Genomic DNA, 18170 nt, shown 5'->3' with positions numbered 1-18170 from the left:
ACCACGCCGCGCGGACTCAGCCCTGCGGCTGCTCCGCCCACCACGCCAGCAGGGCCGCGCGCGCCTCGTCCTCGCTCATCGGGCCGTGCTCCATGCGCAGCTCCAGCAGGTGCTTGTACGCCGCGCCGACCTGGCGCCCGGGCGCGATGCCGAGGATCGCCATGATCTGCGTGCCGTCCAGGTCGGGCCGGATCGCGTCCAGCTCCTCCTGCTCCTGCAGCTGGGCGATGCGCGCCTCCAGGTCGTCGTACGCCTCGGACAGCCGGCGCGCCTTGCGCTGGTTGCGCGTGGTGCAGTCGGACCGGGTCAGGCGGTGCAGCCGCTCGAGCAGCGGCCCGGCGTCGGTGACGTACCGGCGGACGGCCGAGTCGGTCCACGCGCCCTCGCCGTAGCCGTGGAACCGCAGGTGCAGCTCGGTGAGCCGCGCGACAGCCTGCACGGTCGCCTTGTCGAAGTGCAGGGCCCGCAGCCGCTTGCCGACCAGCTTCGCGCCGACCATCTCGTGGTGGTGGAAGCTGACGCCGCCGCCGGACTCGAACCGGCGCGTCGCCGGCTTGCCGATGTCGTGCAGCAGCGCCGCGAGCCGCAGCACCAGGTCCGGCCCGGGCACGGCCCCGTCGGGACCGGTCTCCAGCGCGATCGCCTGGTCCAGGACCGTCAGCGAGTGCTCGTACACGTCCTTGTGCCGGTGGTGCTCGTCGATCTCCAGCCGCAGCGCGGGCAGCTCGGGCAGGACGTGCTCCGCCAGCCCGGTGTCGACGAGGACGCGCAGCCCGGCGCGCGGCTGCGGCGACAGCAGCAGCTTGACCAGCTCGTCCCGCACCCGCTCGGGCGACACGATGGCCAGACGGTCGGCCATGTCGGTCGCCGCGGCGCGCGCCGACGGCTCCACCGCGAACCCGAGCTGCGCCGCGAACCGCGCGGCCCGCAGCATGCGCAGCGGGTCGTCGTCGAAGGACTGCCGCGGGTCGACCGGGGTGCGCAGCAGGCCGCGCGCCAGGTCCTGCAGGCCGTCGAAGGGGTCGACGAACGTGAGGTCCGGCAGCCGGATGGCCATGGAGTTCACCGTGAAGTCGCGGCGGGACAGGTCGCCCTCGAGCGAGTCGCCGAACGCCACCTCGGGCTTGCGGGAGGTCGGGTCGTACACGTCGGACCGGTAGGTGGTCACCTCGACGACGACGTCGTCGGTGGCCTCGGCGCCGTTCCGTCCCCGGCGGGCGTGCCGGCGCGCGCCGATGGTGCCGAACGCCCGGCCGATGTCCCAGTGCGCGTCGCCCCAGGCGGCGAGGATCCGCTCGGTCTCGTCGGGGTCCGCGGAGGTGGTGAAGTCGAGGTCGACGCTGGGCCGGCCGAGGAACGCGTCCCGCACCGGGCCGCCCACCAGCGCGAGCTCGTGCCCCGCCTGCTGGAACAGCGCGCCGAGCTCCAGCGCCGCCGGGGCGAGGCCCGCGATCACGCCGAGCGCGCGCTTCTGCAGCGCGACGAGCGCGCCGGCGTCCACCACGGCGCCGGGATCGGCGGGGGCGGGGCTGGAGGTCAGGTCGTCGGACGGCACGACGACCAAGCCTGCCAGATCCGCGCGGTGGTCCCGCATGCGTGCACAGGTCCTGCACGCCCGAGTTCGGTCGGTGCGCAGGCCGGAGTCGTTACAGTGGCCTGCATGCCTGAGCCCGCGCGCGCCCTGCCACCGGGCGTCCCCGCGCCGCCAGGCGGCCACGCGCTGCGGATCGACCCGCGGTCGACGCGGACCCGGCACCCGCACCTGCCCGTCGTGGAGGAGACCTCCGCGGGTGGTCTGGTGGTGCGCGTCGACGGCGGTGTGCACGTCGCGGCGGTCATCGCCCGGCGCAACCGCGCGGGCCGGCTCGAGTGGTGCCTGCCCAAGGGGCACCTGGAGGGCGACGAGACCCCGGAGCAGGCGGCGGTCCGGGAGATCGCGGAGGAGACGGGCATCCGCGGCCGGATCGTGCGGCAGCTCGGCGTCATCGACTACTGGTTCACCGGCGACGACCGGCGCGTGCACAAGATGGTGCACCACTATCTGCTCGGGGCGGTCGGCGGCGAGCTGACCGTGGAGGACGACCCGGACGGGGAGGCGGAGGACGTGGCGTGGGTACCGGTGCTGGACCTGCCCGCGCGGCTCGCGTACCCGAACGAGCGACGACTGGCCGAGGCCGCCCACGTGGTCCTCGTCGGCGAGGCATGAGGCCGGGCCGCAGGGCGAGGCACGGGCGGGCGGTCGTGGCGGCGGTGCTGTCCGCCGGCCTGCTCGCGCTCACGGGCGTGCCCGCGCTGGCCTCCCCCGCGGCTACCGGCGGGAGCCCCGCGGCGCTCGCCGCACGCGCCGCACCCGCCGCACCCGCCACCGAGGACCTGCCCGTCTCCGTCGCGGTCACGTCGGTCGCGCCCCAGGTGCTGGCGCCGGGCGAGGACCTGACGGTGACCGCGACGCTGCGCAACGACGGCGACGAGGTCGTCGAGCAGCCGCGCGCGTCCGTCCGCATCTACCGGTACCGGATGTCCGAGCGCGACGAGCTGGACCGCTGGGCGGACTCCGGGGCGTCCAGCCCGGTGGGCGACGTCGCCGCGACCACCACGCTCGAGGGCGACCTGGCGCCCGGCGCCACCACCAGCGTCCAGGTGACCGTGCCCGCGGACAGCATCGGCCTGCTGCGCACCGAGGACGCCTGGGGACCGCGCGGGCTCTCGTTCGACGTCGGGTCGTCCGCGGGCCGGGTCGGGATCGACCGGACCTTCCTGCTCTGGGACACCGCGGACGAGGTGCCCACGGCCCGGGTCGGCGTGCTGGCGTCGCTGGTCGGGCCCGCGACGAACCCCGCGGCGGAGGCCCTCGCCGCGGCGGCCGAGGAGGCGGACGGCGACGAGCCCGCCCCGACGCCGACCCCGACGGCCGGCGCCACCGAGGGCGCCGGTGCGGAGGCCACGGCGAGCCCGGCCCCGTCGGCGGCCGCGCCGTCCCGGGACCCCGGAGCCACCGCCGGCACGGATGCCGACGAGGCCGACGACCCCCTGACGACGCTCACCGCGTCGGGCGGACGGCTGTCCCGGGTGCTGCAGGCCACGGGCGACCTCCCCTTCGTGTCCTGGGCCGTGGACCCCGCGCTGGTCGACGACGCGGCGACCGGCTCCCGCGCCGCCCAGACCTGGCTGTCCGGGCTGACCGACGCGGCGCAGGACCGCGAGGTGCTGCGCCTGCCGTGGGCGGACCCCGACCTCGGCGCGATCGCGCACGCGAGCGGCAGCGCCGCCGACCTGCTGGCGCTGGCGCGGGACGTCCCGTCCGCCGCCGGCGAGGCGCTCTGGCAGGACGCGCAGCCGGTGCTGTGGTCCGCCGACGACGTGCCGGACCTGGTCACCGCGGGCCGCGCCGCTGCGTCCGCCCCCGGCGCCCCGCTGGTCACGGGACCGGACGCGATGCCGGCCGAGGACGGCCGGACCGCCAGCGCCCCGACCACCGTGCCCACGCCCGCGGGCGCCGTCACCGCCCTGGTCCCGGACCCCACGCTGACCAGCCTGCTCGCCGACCCCGCCGCGAGCCAGCCCGGCGTCACCGCGGCCACGGCGGCGCAGCGGGTGCTGGCCGAGACGGCCGTGCTCGCGCGGGCCGAGGACGCCGCGTCCACGTACGTGCTGGCCACCACACCCCGGGACTGGGTGCCCACCGCCGCCGTCGCGCAGGCCCAGCTGAAGGCGCTGCGCGACGCGCCCTGGGTGGACACCGCCACGGTCGCGGACGTGCTCGCGGCGCACGCCGAGGGCGAGGCGGACGGGGACGGCGCCGCCCGCGCGGACCTGCCGGAGTCGGAGCGGTCCGGCGCGGAGCTGACCCCGGCGTGGGTCAACGCGCTGGCGGCCGAGTGGCGCTCCGCCGGCGAGTTCGCCGCCGTGGTGGACGACCCCGGCGCGCTCCTCGCGGGGCTGCCCGGCGACCTCGTGGCCCCACTCGCGGTCGCCTGGCGGGACGACCCCGACGGCCGGGGCGCCGCCGTCAACGACGCGATCGCCGAGGCTCGAGCACGGCAGTCCGGCCTGTCGGTGCTGGTCAACGACCAGCTCACGGTGATCTCGAGCTCCGCCAAGATCAGCGTCGCGGTGCGCAACGACCTGGACCAGGCCGCGCGCGTACGGGTCGAGCTGCGGCCGCAGAAGGGCTGCCTGGACACCACCCGGTCCGAGATCACCCAGGTCGCGCCGAACACCGCCACGACGGTGGAGCTGACGCTGCGGGCCACCGCGAACTGCGACGTCACCATCGACGTGAGCCTGGTGTCCGCCACCGGGCGCGAGCTGGCCACGCCCGTGACCTTCCCCGCGCGCGTCGCCCCGACCATCGAGAGCGTCGGTGCCGTCGTGGTCGGCGCCCTGCTCGCGCTCGCGCTCGGCTTCGGCATCTGGCGCACGGTGCGGCGCGGCCAGACGGCCAAGCGCGGCGCCCGCGTCGCCCCGGACGCGCCGGCGGCCGTCGTCGCCCCGGCACCCGCCCCCACCTCTGCCCCGACCTCCGCCGACGGCCCGTCCGAGGCGCCCGGACGACAGGACCCGTCATGACCGTCCCCGCCGACGGCGCGGCCGCCGCCGACCCCGACGGCACCGCCGCGGGCAGCACGGCCGGCGCCGGCACCGACCCGCAGGCGGCGTCGACCGCACCCGCGACCGCGGTGGTCGGCGGCTCCGGCCTGGGCCGCTCGTCGCTGATCATGGCGTCGGGCACCGCGGCCTCCCGCGTCCTCGGCGTGGTCAACACCTCGCTGCTGGGCTGGGCGATCGGCCTGACCGGCAGCCTGGCCAACTCGTTCTCGGTCGCGAACAAGCTGCCGAACACCCTCTACCTGCTGGTGATCGGCGGCGTGCTCAACGCCGTGCTGGTCCCCCAGGTGGTGCGGGCCTACCGGCGCCCGGACGGGCAGCACTTCGTCGACCGCCTGCTGACGGTCGGCATGGTGCTGCTGGCGGGGCTCACGCTGGTGCTCACGGCCGCCGCACCGCTGTTCGTCCGGTTCTACTCGAACTTCGCCGACCCCGAGGTCACGGCGGTCGCGACCGCGCTGGCGTACTGGTGCATCCCGCAGGTGTTCTTCTACGGCCTGTACTCGCTGCTCGGCCAGGTGCTCAACGCGCGCGGGTCGTTCGGGCCCTACATGTGGGCGCCGGTCGTCAACAACGTCGTGTTCGTCGCGGGCCTGCTCGTCCTGGTCCAGGTCTTCGGCAAGGTCGACGAGGACACGAGCATCACCGAGTGGACCACCGGTCAGACCGTGATGCTGGGCGGGGCCGCGACGCTGGGCATCGTGGTGCAGGCGCTCGTGCTGCTGGTGCCGCTGTACCGCAGCGGCTTCCGGTACCGCCCGCGCTGGGGGCTGCGCGGCTCCGGACTGGGCAGCGCCGGGCGCGTCGCGACCTGGACGTTCCTCGGGCTGCTGATCGGGCAGGTCGGCGTGTGGCGGATCAGCGTCGTCGCGAGCTCGGTGGACAGCGTGGGCGCGGCGGGCAACGGCGTCTACGACCGCGCGTTCCTCATCTTCATGCTGCCGCACTCGCTGGTGACCGTGTCCCTGGCGACGGCGCTGTTCACCCGGCTGTCGGGACGCGCCGCCACCGGCGACACGGCCGGGGTCCGCGCCGACCTGTCGCTCGGGCTGCGCACCGTCGGGGTGTTCACGGTGCTCGCGACCACGGGGATCGCCGTCCTCGCGTTCCCGCTCGGCCGGGTCCTGTTCCCCGACTCGACCGACGGCGAGGTGCACGCCCTGGCGGAGTCCGTCGTCGCGCTGGTGCTCGGCCTGGTGGCGTTCGGCGTCTGGTCGCTCTGCCAGCGGGTCTACTACGCGTACGAGGACGCCCGGGGCATGGTGCCGATCCAGGTGCTGATGGCCGCCGTCGTCGTGATCGGCACCGAGCTGGGCCACGCGCTGCTCCCCGACACGTCCTGGGTGGCCGCGGCGTGCGCGTCGATGGCGGTGTCGTACGGCATCGGCGCCCTGGTGGCGCTGGTCGCGGTGCGCCGTCGGCTCGGCGGCGTCGACGGGCCGCGCGTGCTCGCGCTGCACGCCAAGGCCCTGCTCGGTGCCGTCGTCGCCGCGGGTGCCGGGCTGGGCCTGCTCGCTTTGCTCGGCCCGGTGCAGACCTGGGGCCAGGCGGTGCTCGCCTGCGTGCTCGGCGGCGTGCTGATGTCCGCGGTGTACGGGGGCGTGCTGCTGCTGCTGCGGGTCCGGGAGCTCCGCACACTCGCGGCACCGTTGCTGCGGCGCGTCGGGCGACGCTGACCCGAGCCGCAGCACCCGGCTGCCCCTCGGCGTCTAGCATGTCGGGGAGCCCTCGGCCCGCAGCGGGCCCGGCTCGACGCGCGGACCAGCCGTCCGCGTCCACCGACCACCGGACGGAGACCACGTGGCGCAGGCCCGCCCCGGCAGCACCGTCGCCGGACGCTACCGGCTGGACGCCCCGCGCCCCGGCGACCTCCCGGGTGCCGAGCGCTGGTCGGCCACCGACACGATCCTGGCCCGCCCGGTCACCGTCACGCTGGTGTCCGGCCCCCGCTCCGGCGCGGTCCTGGACGCCGCCCGGCGCGCCGCCCTCGTCGTCGACCCGCGGCTGACGCGCATCCTCGACGTCGGCACCGCGGACGACGACGGCTACGTGGTCACGGCCGCCGTCGAGGGCCGCAGCCTCGCCTCGCTGGCTGCCCGCGCCCCCCTGGCCGCCGACCAGGCGCGCGCCGTCGTGGGCGAGGCCGCGGCCGCCCTCGAGGCCGCGCGCCGCCGCGGCGTGCACCACCTGGCGCTGCGTCCCGAGGTCGTCCTGCTCACCGGCGCCGGGCGGGTCGTGCTGGAGGGGCTCGCCGTGGACGGCGAGCTGCTCGGCGCCGCCGGCGGCAGCGCGCACGCGATGAGCCGGGCGGACACCGTCGGCCTGGTCCGCGTGCTGTACGCGGCGCTGACCGGTCGCTGGCCCGCTGCGGGGACCGCCGCCGCTCCCGCCGTGCCGAGCTTCGCCGACTGGTCCGCGCGCGACGGGGGTGCCTCCGACGGCGCCGCCGCGGTCGTCAGCGGGCTGACCGCGGCGCCGGAGCACGACGGCGCGCCGCTGCCGCCCGTCGACCTGGTCGCCACCGTGCCGGCCGACCTCGACACGCTGTGCGCCGTGACTCTCGGCCCGCACGACGACGGCCCGCACAGCCCGGGCGAGCTCGTCCGGGAGCTCGAGCCCTGGCACGCGGTCCGCGCCGACGAGATCTTCCGTGCCGCCGACGCCGGCCGCTGGCCCGCCCTGCCGGGCCAGGACGCCGACGGCGCCACCTCCTCCGCACCACCGACGGGAAGCAGCACGATGAGCGACGACCAGCACGGCACGCCGACCCCGGACGGAGCCGCGCCGACCCCGGCCGGCGGGACGGCCGGGGCGCGGGGGGCGGGGGTCGCCGGCGCGGGTGTCGCCGGTGCTGCCGCCGCCGCTGCCGCGGGTGCCGCTGCCGCCACGCCCGTCGCGCGGCAGTCGGTCCGCTCCGCGTTCAGCGGTCCGCAGGGGCCGGGCACCCGCCGCCCCGGGACCCCGCCGCCCGCCACGCCGTCCGGGTCCGCACCCACGTCCCTGCAGCCGGGCCAGGCCCCGGCGCGGCAGTCGGCCCGGTCGACCCCGGCCACCGACCCGGGGGCCGTCACGCCGCCCACCGGGGCCGAGGCCGTGCCGACCGGTGCCGCCACCTCGGCGACCGCGGCCGCCGCCGTGCCGCCCGCGCGGTCGGGGTCGCCGGCCGAGCCGGTGGCACCCGCGGCGCCCGAGGCCGAGGCGGCCCTGCCGCCCGCCATCCCGCCGCGGTCCGAGCCCGCCCCGCCCGCCATCCCGCCCGCGTCCGCGCGGAGCAGCGAGCACGCCGGGAGCACCGAGAGCACCGAGAGCACCGCGGACACCGGGTCCGCAGCCGCGACCGGCGACGCCCCCGAGCCCACGCCCTCGGCCGGCACGACGCCGCCGACCGGTCCGGACGACGCGGCGCACCTCGCGGTCGCGGGCATCACCGCCGTCGGCGACGACGACCGCGAGCAGGAGCCCGTCGAAGGACCCGTCGACGAGGCGGCCGCCCCCGCGGCCACGCCGGCGCGCCGCACCTCCGTGTTCGCCGCACGCGGCACCACCGCAGCGGCTGCCGCGGCACCGGCGGCCGGTCCCGGACCGCGGACCGACCCGCCGGCCGACGCCGGCCCGGACGTGATCGAGCCCGAGCCTGCTGAGCCCGTCGCCGCGGGTGTCGGCGACGACGGCCCAGGCCACCCCGCCTGGGACCTCCCGTTCCCCGCCGAGCAGCCGGCCGAGTCGCTGTCGCAGCGTCGCTTCGACCCGACCCGCTGGGTGCTGGGCGCCGTGGCGGTCGCCGTGGTCGTCGGCGTGGTCATCGCCATCGGCAACGTGCTGTCGCCGTTCCGCTCGGACGACGACGCGCAGTCGGCCCCGGCCCCCACGGCGTCCGCCCCGGCGGCGGAGGCGCCCGCGGAGGAGGAGCAGCCGGCCGACGGCGAGGGCGAGGCGCCCGCGACGGCACCGCCCGTCATCGCCGGCATCACCAGCATCGACCCGTCGGACGGCGACGGCGAGCACGAGGAGCTCGTCGGCAGGCTCAACGACGGGGACCCGGCCACCACCTGGTACACGCACACCTACAACCGCCCCGACTTCGCGGGCTTCAAGGATGCCGTCGGCCTCGCGATCACCCTGCAGGCGCCGGCGACCGTCTCGACGATCACCATCGACGGCCTGGGCACCGGCGGGAACGTCGAGGTCCGGTCCACCGACGCGGCGAACCCGACTGCCGGGGACGTGCTCGCCGGCGGGGCGCTGGCCACCCCGCAGACCGTCCTCACGCTCGCCCAGCCGACCGAGACGCAGAGCATCGTCCTGTGGTTCACGTCGCTGTCCCAGACCCCGGACGGCGCCAACAAGATCGAGCTGTCCACCATCGCGGTGTCCTGACCGCACCCGCCCCGGGCCGCGGAACAGACCGCGGCCGGGATCTGTTCTCCGCACCGAGAGCACTGCCACCGACCTCGAGGAAGCACCGTGACCGAGACCCCCGTCCGCGACATCGTCATCGTCGGCTCCGGACCCGCCGGGTACACCGCCGCGATCTACGCGGCGCGCGCGGGCCTGTCCCCCTACGTGGTGGCCGGCTCCGTCACCGCGGGCGGTGCGCTGATGAACACCACCGACGTCGAGAACTTCCCCGGCTTCCCCGACGGGATCCTGGGCCCGGACCTCATGGACAACCTGCAGAAGCAGGCCGAGCGGTTCGGCGCCGAGGTGCTGTGGGACGACGCCGTCTCCCTCGACCTGGCCGGCCCGGTCAAGACCGTCGTGACCGGCGGCGGCGAGACCATCCGCGCCCGCGCGGTGATCCTGTCCACCGGCTCCGCGTACCGCGAACTCGGCCTCGAGGACGAGAAGCGGCTCTCGGGCCGTGGCGTGTCCTGGTGCGCGACCTGCGACGGGTTCTTCTTCAAGGACCAGGACATCATCGTGGTCGGCGGCGGCGACTCCGCCGTCGAGGAGGCCACGTTCCTGACCCGGTTCGGCAAGTCCGTGACGATGGTGCACCGCCGCGACGAGCTGCGGGCGTCCAAGATCATGGCCGACCGCGCCAAGAACGACCCGAAGATCCGGTTCGCCTGGAACTCCGAGGTCGTCGGCATCCACGGCCAGGACAAGGTCACGGGCGTGACGCTGCGCGACACGATCACCGGCGAGACCCGCGAGCACGACGCGACCGGCATCTTCGTCGCGATCGGCCACGTCCCGCGCACGGAGCTGCTGGTCGGGCAGGTCGACCTGGACGAGAACGGCTACATCGTCGTCGAGGGCCGGTCCACCCGGACCAACCTGCCGGGCGTGTTCGCGGCCGGCGACGCCGTCGACCACACCTACCGCCAGGCGATCACGGCGGCCGGCTCCGGCTGCGCCGCCGCGCTCGACGCCCAGCACTACCTCGCCGCGCTGGCCGACGTCGACCCCGCCTCCCCCGCCGAGATCCCGCCGGCCGTCGAGGCCGCCACGGTCGACGCCGCCGACGCGCTGAGCGCCCAGGGCGCCGACACCGCGGCCGCAGCGGCGGCCGCGGGCCACTGACGAGCGCCGACACGCACGTGGGAGCCCTTCCCGCGGTGACCGGGAGGACCTTCGAGCAGGAGGTCCTCCGGTCGCCGCTCCCCGTCGCCGTCGACTTCTGGGCGGACTGGTGCGTGCCCTGCCGGATGGTCACGCCGGTGCTCGCGGAGCTCGCCGACGCGTACGCGGGACGGCTGCGGGTCGTCGCCGTGGACACCGAGGCGGAGCAGGAGCTGACCGCGCGGTACGGCATCGTGTCGATCCCGACGCTGTACGTCTTCCACGACGGCGAGCTGGTCCGCGCGCTCACCGGGGCGCGGGAGAAGGCGGCCTACCGGGCCGAACTCGACGCCGCCCTGGCGGAGATCGCGGCGTCCTGACCCCGGGGAGACGCCGTGAAGGTGCGGCGCGCCCGCCGTGGACGCACCCGGGTCGGCCCCGGGTCGCGTGGCACACTCGGGAGATGACCGCGACTCCGCGGCCCGGCGAGTCGTCGGGCCCCCTCCCGACGCCGGCTGCCGGCACCCGTCTCGACCGCTGGATCGGCGCCTACGCCGAGCGCACGCACGGCATGCGCGCCTCCGAGATCCGCGCCCTGTTCGCCGTCGCGAACCGGCCCGAGGTCGTCTCGCTCGCCGGCGGCATGCCGTACCTCGAGGGCCTCCCCCTCGACGTGATCGGCGAGCTGGCCCAGCGCGTGGTCGCGACGCGCGGCACCACGGCGCTGCAGTACGGCTCCGGGCAGGGCGACGAGACGCTGCGCGAGCAGATCCTCGAGGTCATGAAGCTCGAGGGCATCGACGCGCACCCGGACGACGTCGTCGTCACCACCGGCTCCCAGCAGGCCCTCGACCTGGTGACGCGCCTGTTCATCGACCCGGGCGACGTCGTCGTGGCGGAGGCGCCGTCCTACGTCGGCGCGCTGGGCGTCTTCCGCGCGTACGAGGCCGACGTCGTGCACGTCCCGCTCGACGCCGACGGACTCATCCCCGAGGCCCTGGAGTCCACGCTGGCCGAGCTCGCGCGGCAGGGCCGGCGCGTGAAGTTCCTCTACACGATCCCGAACTTCCACAACCCCGCCGGTGTCACGCTGTCCGCCGAGCGCCGGCCGCGGATCCTCGAGATCGCCGCCCGCTACGACGTGCTGGTCATCGAGGACAACCCGTACGGCCTGCTGGGCTTCGACGGCGACCCGATCCCCGCGATGCGGTCCACCGACGACGAGGGCGTCATCTACCTCGGGTCGTTCTCCAAGACCTTCGCGCCGGGCTACCGGGTCGGCTGGGCCGTCGCCCCGCACGCGGTGCGCGAGAAGCTGGTGCTGGCCTCCGAGTCGGCCATCCTGTGCCCGTCCAACGCCTCGCAGCTGGCGATCAGCGGCTACCTGGCGACCTGCGACTGGAAGGGCCAGGTCAAGGCCTTCCGCGAGCTCTACCGCGAGCGGCGCGACGCCATGGTCGGCGCGCTCGCCGAGCACCTGCCCGACGCGTCCTGGACGGTCCCGGACGGCGGCTTCTACACCTGGGTCCGGCTGCCCGAGGGCCTCGACGCCAAGGCGATGCTGCCGCGGGCGGTCACCGCCCGGGTCGCCTACGTGCCCGGGACCGCGTTCTACGCCGACGGGCAGGGCGCCGACCACATGCGGCTGTCGTTCTGCTTCCCGACGCCCGAGCGGATCCGCGAGGGCGTGCGCCGGCTCGCCGGCGTGGTCGCGGGCGAGAGCGAGCTGGTGTCGCTGTTCGGCACCGGCGGCGCCCGGGCCGGCGACGACGTGCAGTCCCCCGGTCCCGACCTCGCCTGACCGACCCACCCCGACCGACGGGCCGCCCGCCGCGGCCACCCGCCCAGGAGGACCTGCGTGCCGCACGACCCCGCCCCCACCAGCCCGCGCGTCGTCGTCCTCGCCGGCGGGCTGTCCCACGAGCGGGACGTCTCGCTGCGGTCCGGGCGGCGCGTCGCCGAGGCCCTGCGGTCCGCCGGTCTGGAGGTCGCCGTGCACGACGTCGACGCCGACCTGGTGCCGGCGCTCACCGAGACGCGGCCGGACCTGGTCTGGCCGCTGCTGCACGGCGCCGGCGGCGAGGACGGCTCCGTGCGCGACGTCCTGGAGCTGCTCGGCGTCCCCGCCCTGGGCACCGGCCCGCGGGCCAGCCGGGTGGCGTGGAGCAAGCCGATCGCCAAGACCTCGGTGACCCGGGCCGGGATCGCCACGCCGGAGTTCGTCACCCTGCCGCAGAGCCTGTTCCGCGAGCTCGGTGCGACCCGGGTGCTGGACGCCGTCGTCGCCAAGCTGGGCCTGCCCCTGGTGGTGAAGCCGTCCCGCGGCGGCTCCGCGCTCGGCGTCACCCTGGTCCGCAGCGCGGACCAGCTGCCCCGGGCGATGGTGGCGTGCTTCGCCTACGGCGACACCGCGCTCATCGAGCGCGCCGTGGAGGGCGTGGAGGTCGCCGTGGGCGTCGTGGAGCTCGACGGCGAGCCCGTCGCGCTCCCGGCCGTCGAGGTCGTCACGGACGGGCCCTACGACTACGACGCCCGGTACAACCCGGGGCGCACCGAGTACTTCGCCCCCGCGCGGCTGTCGGACGACCTCGCGCGCCGGGCCGCGGAGGTCGCCGTGGCCGCGCACCAGGCCCTCGGGCTGCGGCACCTGTCGCGCACCGACCTGATCATCGACGCCGACGGGCAGCCCTGGTTCCTCGAGGTCAACGTGGCCCCCGGGATGACCGAGACCTCGCTGTTCCCCCAGGCCGCGGAGGCCGGTCTCCACCACCTGCCGACCCTGTACCGGCAGCTGGTGGAGACCGGCCTGCGGGACGCCTGACGCCTCAGGGACGCCTCTGGGACGTCTACGGCGCGCCTCAGAGCGCCTCCGGGCGCCTCAGGGGCGCAGCACGCCCGGGTCCTCCGGGGCCAGGCTCGCCAGGATCCGGTTGAGGTCCTGCACCGAGGCGAACTCGACCGTCAGCTTGCCCCGCTGCTTGCCCAGGTCCACCTTCACGCGGGTCTCGAAGCGGTCCGACAGGCGGCTCGCGAGGTCGTCCAGCGCCTCGTTCCGCACGCCGGCGCGCGTGCGTCGCGGCTGACGGCGGCCGTCCTCCTGCACGCCCAGGGCGACGATCTCCTCGACGGCGCGCACCGAGAGGCCCTCGGCGACGATCCGCTGCGCGAGCCGCTCGATCGCCGCGGCGTCGCTGAGCCCGAGCAGGGCACGCGCGTGCCCCGCCGACAGCACCCCGGCCGCGACCCGGCGCTGCACGAGCGGCGGCAGACGCAGCAGCCGGAGCGTGTTCGAGATCTGCGGGCGGGAGCGGTGGATCCGCTGCGCCAGCTCGTCGTGGGTGCAGCCGAAGTCGTCCAGCAGCTGCTGGTACGCGGCCGCCTCCTCCAGCGGGTTCAGCTGCGAGCGGTGCAGGTTCTCGAGCAGGGCGTCCCGCAGCAGGTCCCCGTCCTCGGTCTGCCGCACGATCGCCGGGACCGTCGCGAGGCCGGCGGCCTGGGTGGCGCGCCACCGCCGCTCCCCCATGATCAGCTCGTACCCGTCGTCGACCGGCCGGACGACGATCGGCTGCAGCACGCCGATCTCCCGGATGGAACCGACCAGCTCGTCCAGGGCGTCCTCGTCGAACACCGTGCGGGGCTGCTTCGGGTTGGGTCGGATCGAGTCGACGGGCAGCTCGGCGAACGTCGCGCCCGGCACGGGCAGCAGCCCGCCGTCGTCGGTGGCCACGGCCGGGGCCGGCACGGGCGTCGGGGCACCGTCGGGCGTCGGCTGCGCTGCGGCTCGCTCGGCGTTTCCGCTGGTCAGCGCGTTGTCGGCCACCGTAGGGCCGTCCAGGTGACCGTTCTCGGCCAGCTCGGCGCTGCGGTCGGGGAAGAAGACGTCGACGGGGCGGTCGCCGCTGCGGGGCTGGGTCTCCAGGCCCGTCGGGATGAGTGCGCCCAGGCCACGCCCGAGCCCACGCCGCTTCTCGCTCACGCGTCCTCCTTCTGCCGGGTCGCGGTGCTTCCGCGCTCGGCGAGCTCTCGCGCCGCCTCCAGGTAGGCGAGCGCACCGCTCGAGCCCGGATCGTACGTCAGGACCGTCTGGCCGTACGACGGCGCCTCGGACACCCGCACCGACCGCGGCACCGTGGTGCGCAGCGTCTTCTCGGGGAAGTGCTCGCGGACCTCCTGCGCGACCTGCTGCGCCAGGTTGGTCCGGCCGTCGTACATGGTCAGCAGGATGGTCGACACGTGCAGACCGCGGTTCAGGTGCGCCTGGATCAGCTCGATCGACTTCAGCAGCTGGCTGAGGCCCTCCAGCGCGTAGTACTCGCACTGGATGGGGATCAGCACCTCGTCGGCGACCACGAACGCGTTCACCGTGAGCAGGCCCAGGCTCGGCGGGCAGTCGACCAGCACGTAGTCGATCCGCGGCTCGCCGTTCGCGACCCGCTCCTCCAGGTAGGTGGTGAGGGCGCGGCGGAGCCGGGTCTCGCGCGCGACCATCGACACCAGCTCGATCTCCGCGCCGGAGAGGTCGATGGTGGCGGGCACGCACCACAGGTTGGGCACGTCGGGGCTGGCGTGCACCGCCGTGGCCAGCGGGGCGCCGTCGACCAGCACGTCGTAGACGGAGGTGACCCCAGCCCGGTGATCCACGCCGAGCGCGGTCGACGCGTTGCCCTGCGGGTCGTTGTCGATGACCAGCACGTGCAGCCCGGACTGCGCGAGCGCCGCGGCGAGGTTGACCGTGGTCGTGGTCTTGCCGACGCCGCCCTTCTGGTTGGCGACGGTGATGACGCGCGTGTGGTCGGGCTTGGGGAAGCGCCGGCCACGGAGCTCGATGCGGCGCCGCGCGTCCTGGCGGAGCTCGGCCATCAACGGCGTGTCCTCGTCCGCCGACGGCAGGCTCTCCACGAGGGCCGCCCGCCGGCGCTCGTCGGTCTCGTCCGGCGCCCAGCGCGCGGGTTCCGTGGTCACGGGCGATGTCCCTTCGTCGACGTGCGCGAGCGGCGCGGCCGGCTCGCTGTTCCACGTGAAACGGCCGCCGGCTTGGGCGCCGACCCGGCGTGCGTCTTCTCCACGATGACCACGCTGGTCGGGTCCATCTCGGCCATCGTGGGGGCCACCACGATCTCCGCCGCTCCCCCGCCGAGCCGCTGACCTGCACCCACGGCCGCGTCGGCCTCGTCCTGCGCGCGTCCGCCCTTCAGTGCGACGAGCCGGCCACCGACCCGGAGCAGCGGAAGCGTCCAGCCGTAGAGCTTGTCGAGCGCGGCCACCGCCCGCGCCGTGACGGCGTCCGCGACCAGCTCCCCGATCTGGTCCTCGGCACGGCCCCGGAGCACTCGCACGTTGGTCAGGCCGAGCGTGCTGACGACCTCCGTGAGCCAGTCCGTCCGCCGCTCCATGGGCTCGAGCAGCACCACTTCAGCGTCGGGCCGCATCGCCGCGACGACGACACCCGGCAGACCGGCTCCGCTGCCTACGTCGACGATCGTGCCGCTCTCGGGCAGGAACGGGACCACGGCCGCCGAGTTGACCAGGTGGCGCTCCCACAGCCGTGACACCTCACGGGGACCCACGAGGCCGCGGAGAACGCCCTGGTCACGCAGCAGTGCGTGGAACTGCCGGACCGCCGGCCAGGCGGCACCGAAGTGCTCCGGCAGGCGCTGGTCGCCCTCCAACGGGTCGGGTGCGACGTCGGGCGCCTCGTGATCGCGCGCAGGTACCGACTCCGGCCGCACAGCACTCCCCTGGTCTCGGGTTCGGGTGGTGCGCGAGGCCGTTCGGCCGCCGTGCGCACGTGATGGTCTACGGTACCGCGCCGCGCTCACGCCCCACGGATGCGCACGCCTCACGGATCTCGGTGTTTCACGTGGAACAGGCGCTCGATGTCCCGCTCTCCCTCCTCGACCGGGAAGCCGGGTACGTCTCCCGCGGGGGCCGGGAGCGACGCCGAGGCGCTGTGCCGTGCTCCCGCAGACCAGGCAGCACGGCGCGCTGGCGCCGCGGCTCCGGCCGGCGACGTCCGCCACCGAGCGGCATACGCGGTGTGGCGCTCACCGCCACCGCGGAACCGTTCGTACGCGTGATCTGGGCTGCGGGCATACCTGGATCGGCGGCTGGTTTGTCGATGCGCTGCACACGCTCCTCCTGGGGTCGTGTTTCACGTGGAACGCCGTCCGGCACGGCGCCGCCGGACCGCAGATCGCACAGCCTGCGGCCCAGTTCAGGCGGCGTTCGGCATCGCCAGGACGGTTCAGGCGCGCTCATGGCATCGCCCCTGCCCGGCGCTCGGGCCACAACCCGCTGTCGGCGTCCGCGGCGGCGTTTCACGTGGAACACGTGTCCGGGGGCCGCTCGATTCCAGGCTCGTCCAGCCCGTTCCACGAGTGACCGGTGTCCCGGCAAGCCCACGGCGCCGTGTACTCGCCGCTCCCCTCAGGGTGTGGAGGAGTCATGCGTCTAGCCAGGGGCCACCGTCGCGGCGCGCGGCGCACCCGGTTCGGTCAGGCAGACGGGCTCGCTCGACGACGACGCCACCCCACCGCCCGGATAGCCCGGCGATCCCGCTGAATGAGGCCCCCGGCTCGCCTCCTCCTTCGCTCACGCGGCACCCTTCGTGCCCGATCCCGCGGCACCGCTCGGTGCCCGATCCCGCGGCAGTCCTCGGTCCCCGTGCGACCTCGGCCAGCCGCACGGCCCGTGGCCCGCTTGCTGCAGCGCCGTCGAGACCATCGAGCGCACCGGCTTGCGAGCAGGCATCGGACCCGAGGCGCGCGTCTGGCGCGAGGCCAGACCGCCGGCACGGTGCAGGCATGCCAGAACAGGGTCCATGGCCCAGCCCCCGACCGCGCCGCTCGCCGCAGTCCTCAGCTGCACCGTCACCGCAGGGACGCGCACCCGCTCCCCGCCACGGGTTTCACGTGGAACAGCACACCGCCGGCCCGAGTACGCATGCGACGCAGCACGGGCGCGACAAGGAACCATCCCTCGCGGTGGCGTCGGGGGGCTCCTCGTGGGCCACGGACCGCACGGGCTCAAGCAGACGTACCGCTGACCGGGCACCCTCTCGCAGCCTGCGCCGGTCGCGAGCCTGCGCGGCGTTGGCCAGGCCGCGTTTCACGTGGAACGGGCTCAGAACGGCCTCTGCCGCCATGCCGGGCGCGGCCACCCCGCAGCGCACAGGGTGAGCCCCCGGCTACGCGCGGCACGGCGCGACCTCCGCGGACGCCTGCCTCCGCCCGTGCCGGACCGGCCCGTACCAGGGATCGCGCGCCCCCTGTCTCCACCGACCCCCGTACACGCTGCCGCGCGTTCCCTTCAAGCGGTGCTCCGATGGCGCCACCGAGAACGACGGCCGACGCCTCGCTGCGACCTTCGCTGTCTTTTCGCGACCATCCCTGCGAAAGACGGCCACACGGTCCGCGTCAGCCCGGCCCGAGCGAGACCGCCTCGTCCATGTGCGCCCGCCGCGCAGGACCACGCCCACGTGGCGGCGTCCAGAACCAGCTCCCCGGGGCGCACCACCTCACCGTCAGCCACCTCCGAGCCGGAGGACCGCTCCGGACGCGAGGTCGCGCCCCCCCGCACACGACCGCCCACCGGTAGCCCAGGGCCGGGTCGGCTCCACGGACATCCGGCGCCGACCGCATGCGGTCGGCCCCTCACCGCCCGACTATCGCCCTCGGCCGCGAGGTCCACACCTGCTTGCCCGCACCCGGGTGGCGACGCCGGCCCGGGCCTACACCGTGGCAGCAGCGCGTCGATCCGGCCGAGCGGCTGCGCGGTCGTCGTGCTCCCACGTGAGCACTGCGCGCGGGAGCCCGCCACGCTGAAGTGAACCCGTGCGCCGTGGCCGCCCCGCGTCCCCGCCGACCGAGATGCACGGCCGGTGCGCCCGCCGCAGCAACCTCACGCCGGGCGGCGACGAGTCCGGCGCCGACCCCAGGGGCACCCGCCCCTGAGCTCCGGACACGGAGTGCCTGAAGCGCTGACCTCAACGATGCGGCAGCATTCGTACTCGTGCGAACTTTCCGCCACCACTTCACACGCGAACGACTTCGCTTCAG

The 18170-nt window shown here is 75.6% G+C and carries 12 protein-coding genes; 8 read left to right on the top strand and 4 right to left on the bottom strand.

The window, feature by feature from the left end:
* Positions 1 to 16: 16 nt before the first annotated feature.
* A complete protein-coding gene (locus AC1050_RS16465) occupies positions 17 to 1504 on the bottom strand; it encodes a CCA tRNA nucleotidyltransferase (RefSeq protein WP_482388704.1) in 1488 nt (495 codons plus the stop codon).
* 156 nt (positions 1505 to 1660) lie between these two features.
* Here AC1050_RS16465 and AC1050_RS16460 point away from each other — a divergent pair, with 156 nt between their 5' ends.
* From AC1050_RS16460 to AC1050_RS16425, 8 genes are all read left to right on the top strand, one after another.
* Complete coding sequence (locus AC1050_RS16460; protein ID WP_482388489.1) at positions 1661 to 2206, top strand: NUDIX hydrolase; 546 nt, start codon at positions 1661 to 1663, stop codon at positions 2204 to 2206.
* Between the two features lie 35 nt (positions 2207 to 2241).
* Entirely contained in the window at positions 2242 to 4569 is a 2328-nt protein-coding gene (locus AC1050_RS16455; RefSeq protein WP_482388488.1) for a DUF6049 family protein, read from the top strand.
* A complete protein-coding gene (gene murJ / locus AC1050_RS16450) occupies positions 4566 to 6284 on the top strand; it encodes a murein biosynthesis integral membrane protein MurJ (protein ID WP_482388487.1) in 1719 nt (572 codons plus the stop codon). Before AC1050_RS16455 ends, murJ begins: the two co-directional genes overlap by 4 nt.
* 124 nt (positions 6285 to 6408) lie before the next feature.
* Entirely contained in the window at positions 6409 to 8985 is a 2577-nt protein-coding gene (locus AC1050_RS16445; RefSeq protein ID WP_482388486.1) for a protein kinase family protein, read from the top strand.
* 87 nt (positions 8986 to 9072) lie between these two features.
* Positions 9073 to 10134, top strand: coding sequence for a thioredoxin-disulfide reductase (gene trxB, locus AC1050_RS16440; RefSeq protein ID WP_482388485.1), 1062 nt, complete (start codon positions 9073 to 9075; stop codon positions 10132 to 10134).
* A 35-nt stretch (positions 10135 to 10169) separates the two neighbouring features.
* Complete coding sequence (gene trxA, locus AC1050_RS16435; protein WP_482388484.1) at positions 10170 to 10493, top strand: thioredoxin; 324 nt, start codon at positions 10170 to 10172, stop codon at positions 10491 to 10493.
* 83 nt (positions 10494 to 10576) lie between these two features.
* Positions 10577 to 11914 carry an aminotransferase-like domain-containing protein gene (locus AC1050_RS16430; RefSeq protein WP_482388483.1) on the top strand — a complete coding sequence of 446 codons (1338 nt, stop codon included), beginning with the start codon at positions 10577 to 10579 and terminating at the stop codon, positions 11912 to 11914.
* 57 nt (positions 11915 to 11971) lie between these two features.
* Entirely contained in the window at positions 11972 to 12934 is a 963-nt protein-coding gene (locus AC1050_RS16425; RefSeq protein ID WP_482388482.1) for a D-alanine--D-alanine ligase family protein, read from the top strand.
* 57 nt (positions 12935 to 12991) lie between these two features.
* Here the strand turns inward: AC1050_RS16425 and AC1050_RS16420 are convergent, their stop codons facing one another.
* From AC1050_RS16420 to rsmG, 3 genes are read right to left on the bottom strand one after another with little or no spacing between them, the layout of a single operon-like run.
* Entirely contained in the window at positions 12992 to 14089 is a 1098-nt protein-coding gene (locus tag AC1050_RS16420) for a ParB/RepB/Spo0J family partition protein (RefSeq protein WP_482388481.1), read from the bottom strand.
* Entirely contained in the window at positions 14086 to 15075 is a 990-nt protein-coding gene (locus AC1050_RS16415; RefSeq protein ID WP_482388480.1) for a ParA family protein, read from the bottom strand. The genes AC1050_RS16420 and AC1050_RS16415 overlap by 4 nt, the downstream gene beginning before the upstream one ends.
* Positions 15072 to 15680 carry a 16S rRNA (guanine(527)-N(7))-methyltransferase RsmG gene (gene rsmG, locus AC1050_RS16410; RefSeq protein WP_482388703.1) on the bottom strand — a complete coding sequence of 203 codons (609 nt, stop codon included), beginning with the start codon at positions 15678 to 15680 and terminating at the stop codon, positions 15072 to 15074. The genes AC1050_RS16415 and rsmG overlap by 4 nt, the downstream gene beginning before the upstream one ends.
* Between the last annotated feature and the right edge of the window lie 2490 nt (positions 15681 to 18170).

It is taken from the genome of Cellulomonas sp. NEAU-ZC6 (genome assembly GCF_056844425.1).
This window is presented reverse-complemented; position numbering and strand designations above follow the sequence as displayed.

Coding starts and splice junctions, on each gene's coding strand:
- AC1050_RS16430 (WP_482388483.1), top strand. CDS start 10,577: ATGACCGCGACTCCGCGGCCCGGCGAGTCGTCGGGCCCCCTCCCGACG.
- AC1050_RS16460 (WP_482388489.1), top strand. CDS start 1,661: ATGCCTGAGCCCGCGCGCGCCCTGCCACCGGGCGTCCCCGCGCCGCCA.
- murJ (WP_482388487.1), top strand. CDS start 4,566: ATGACCGTCCCCGCCGACGGCGCGGCCGCCGCCGACCCCGACGGCACC.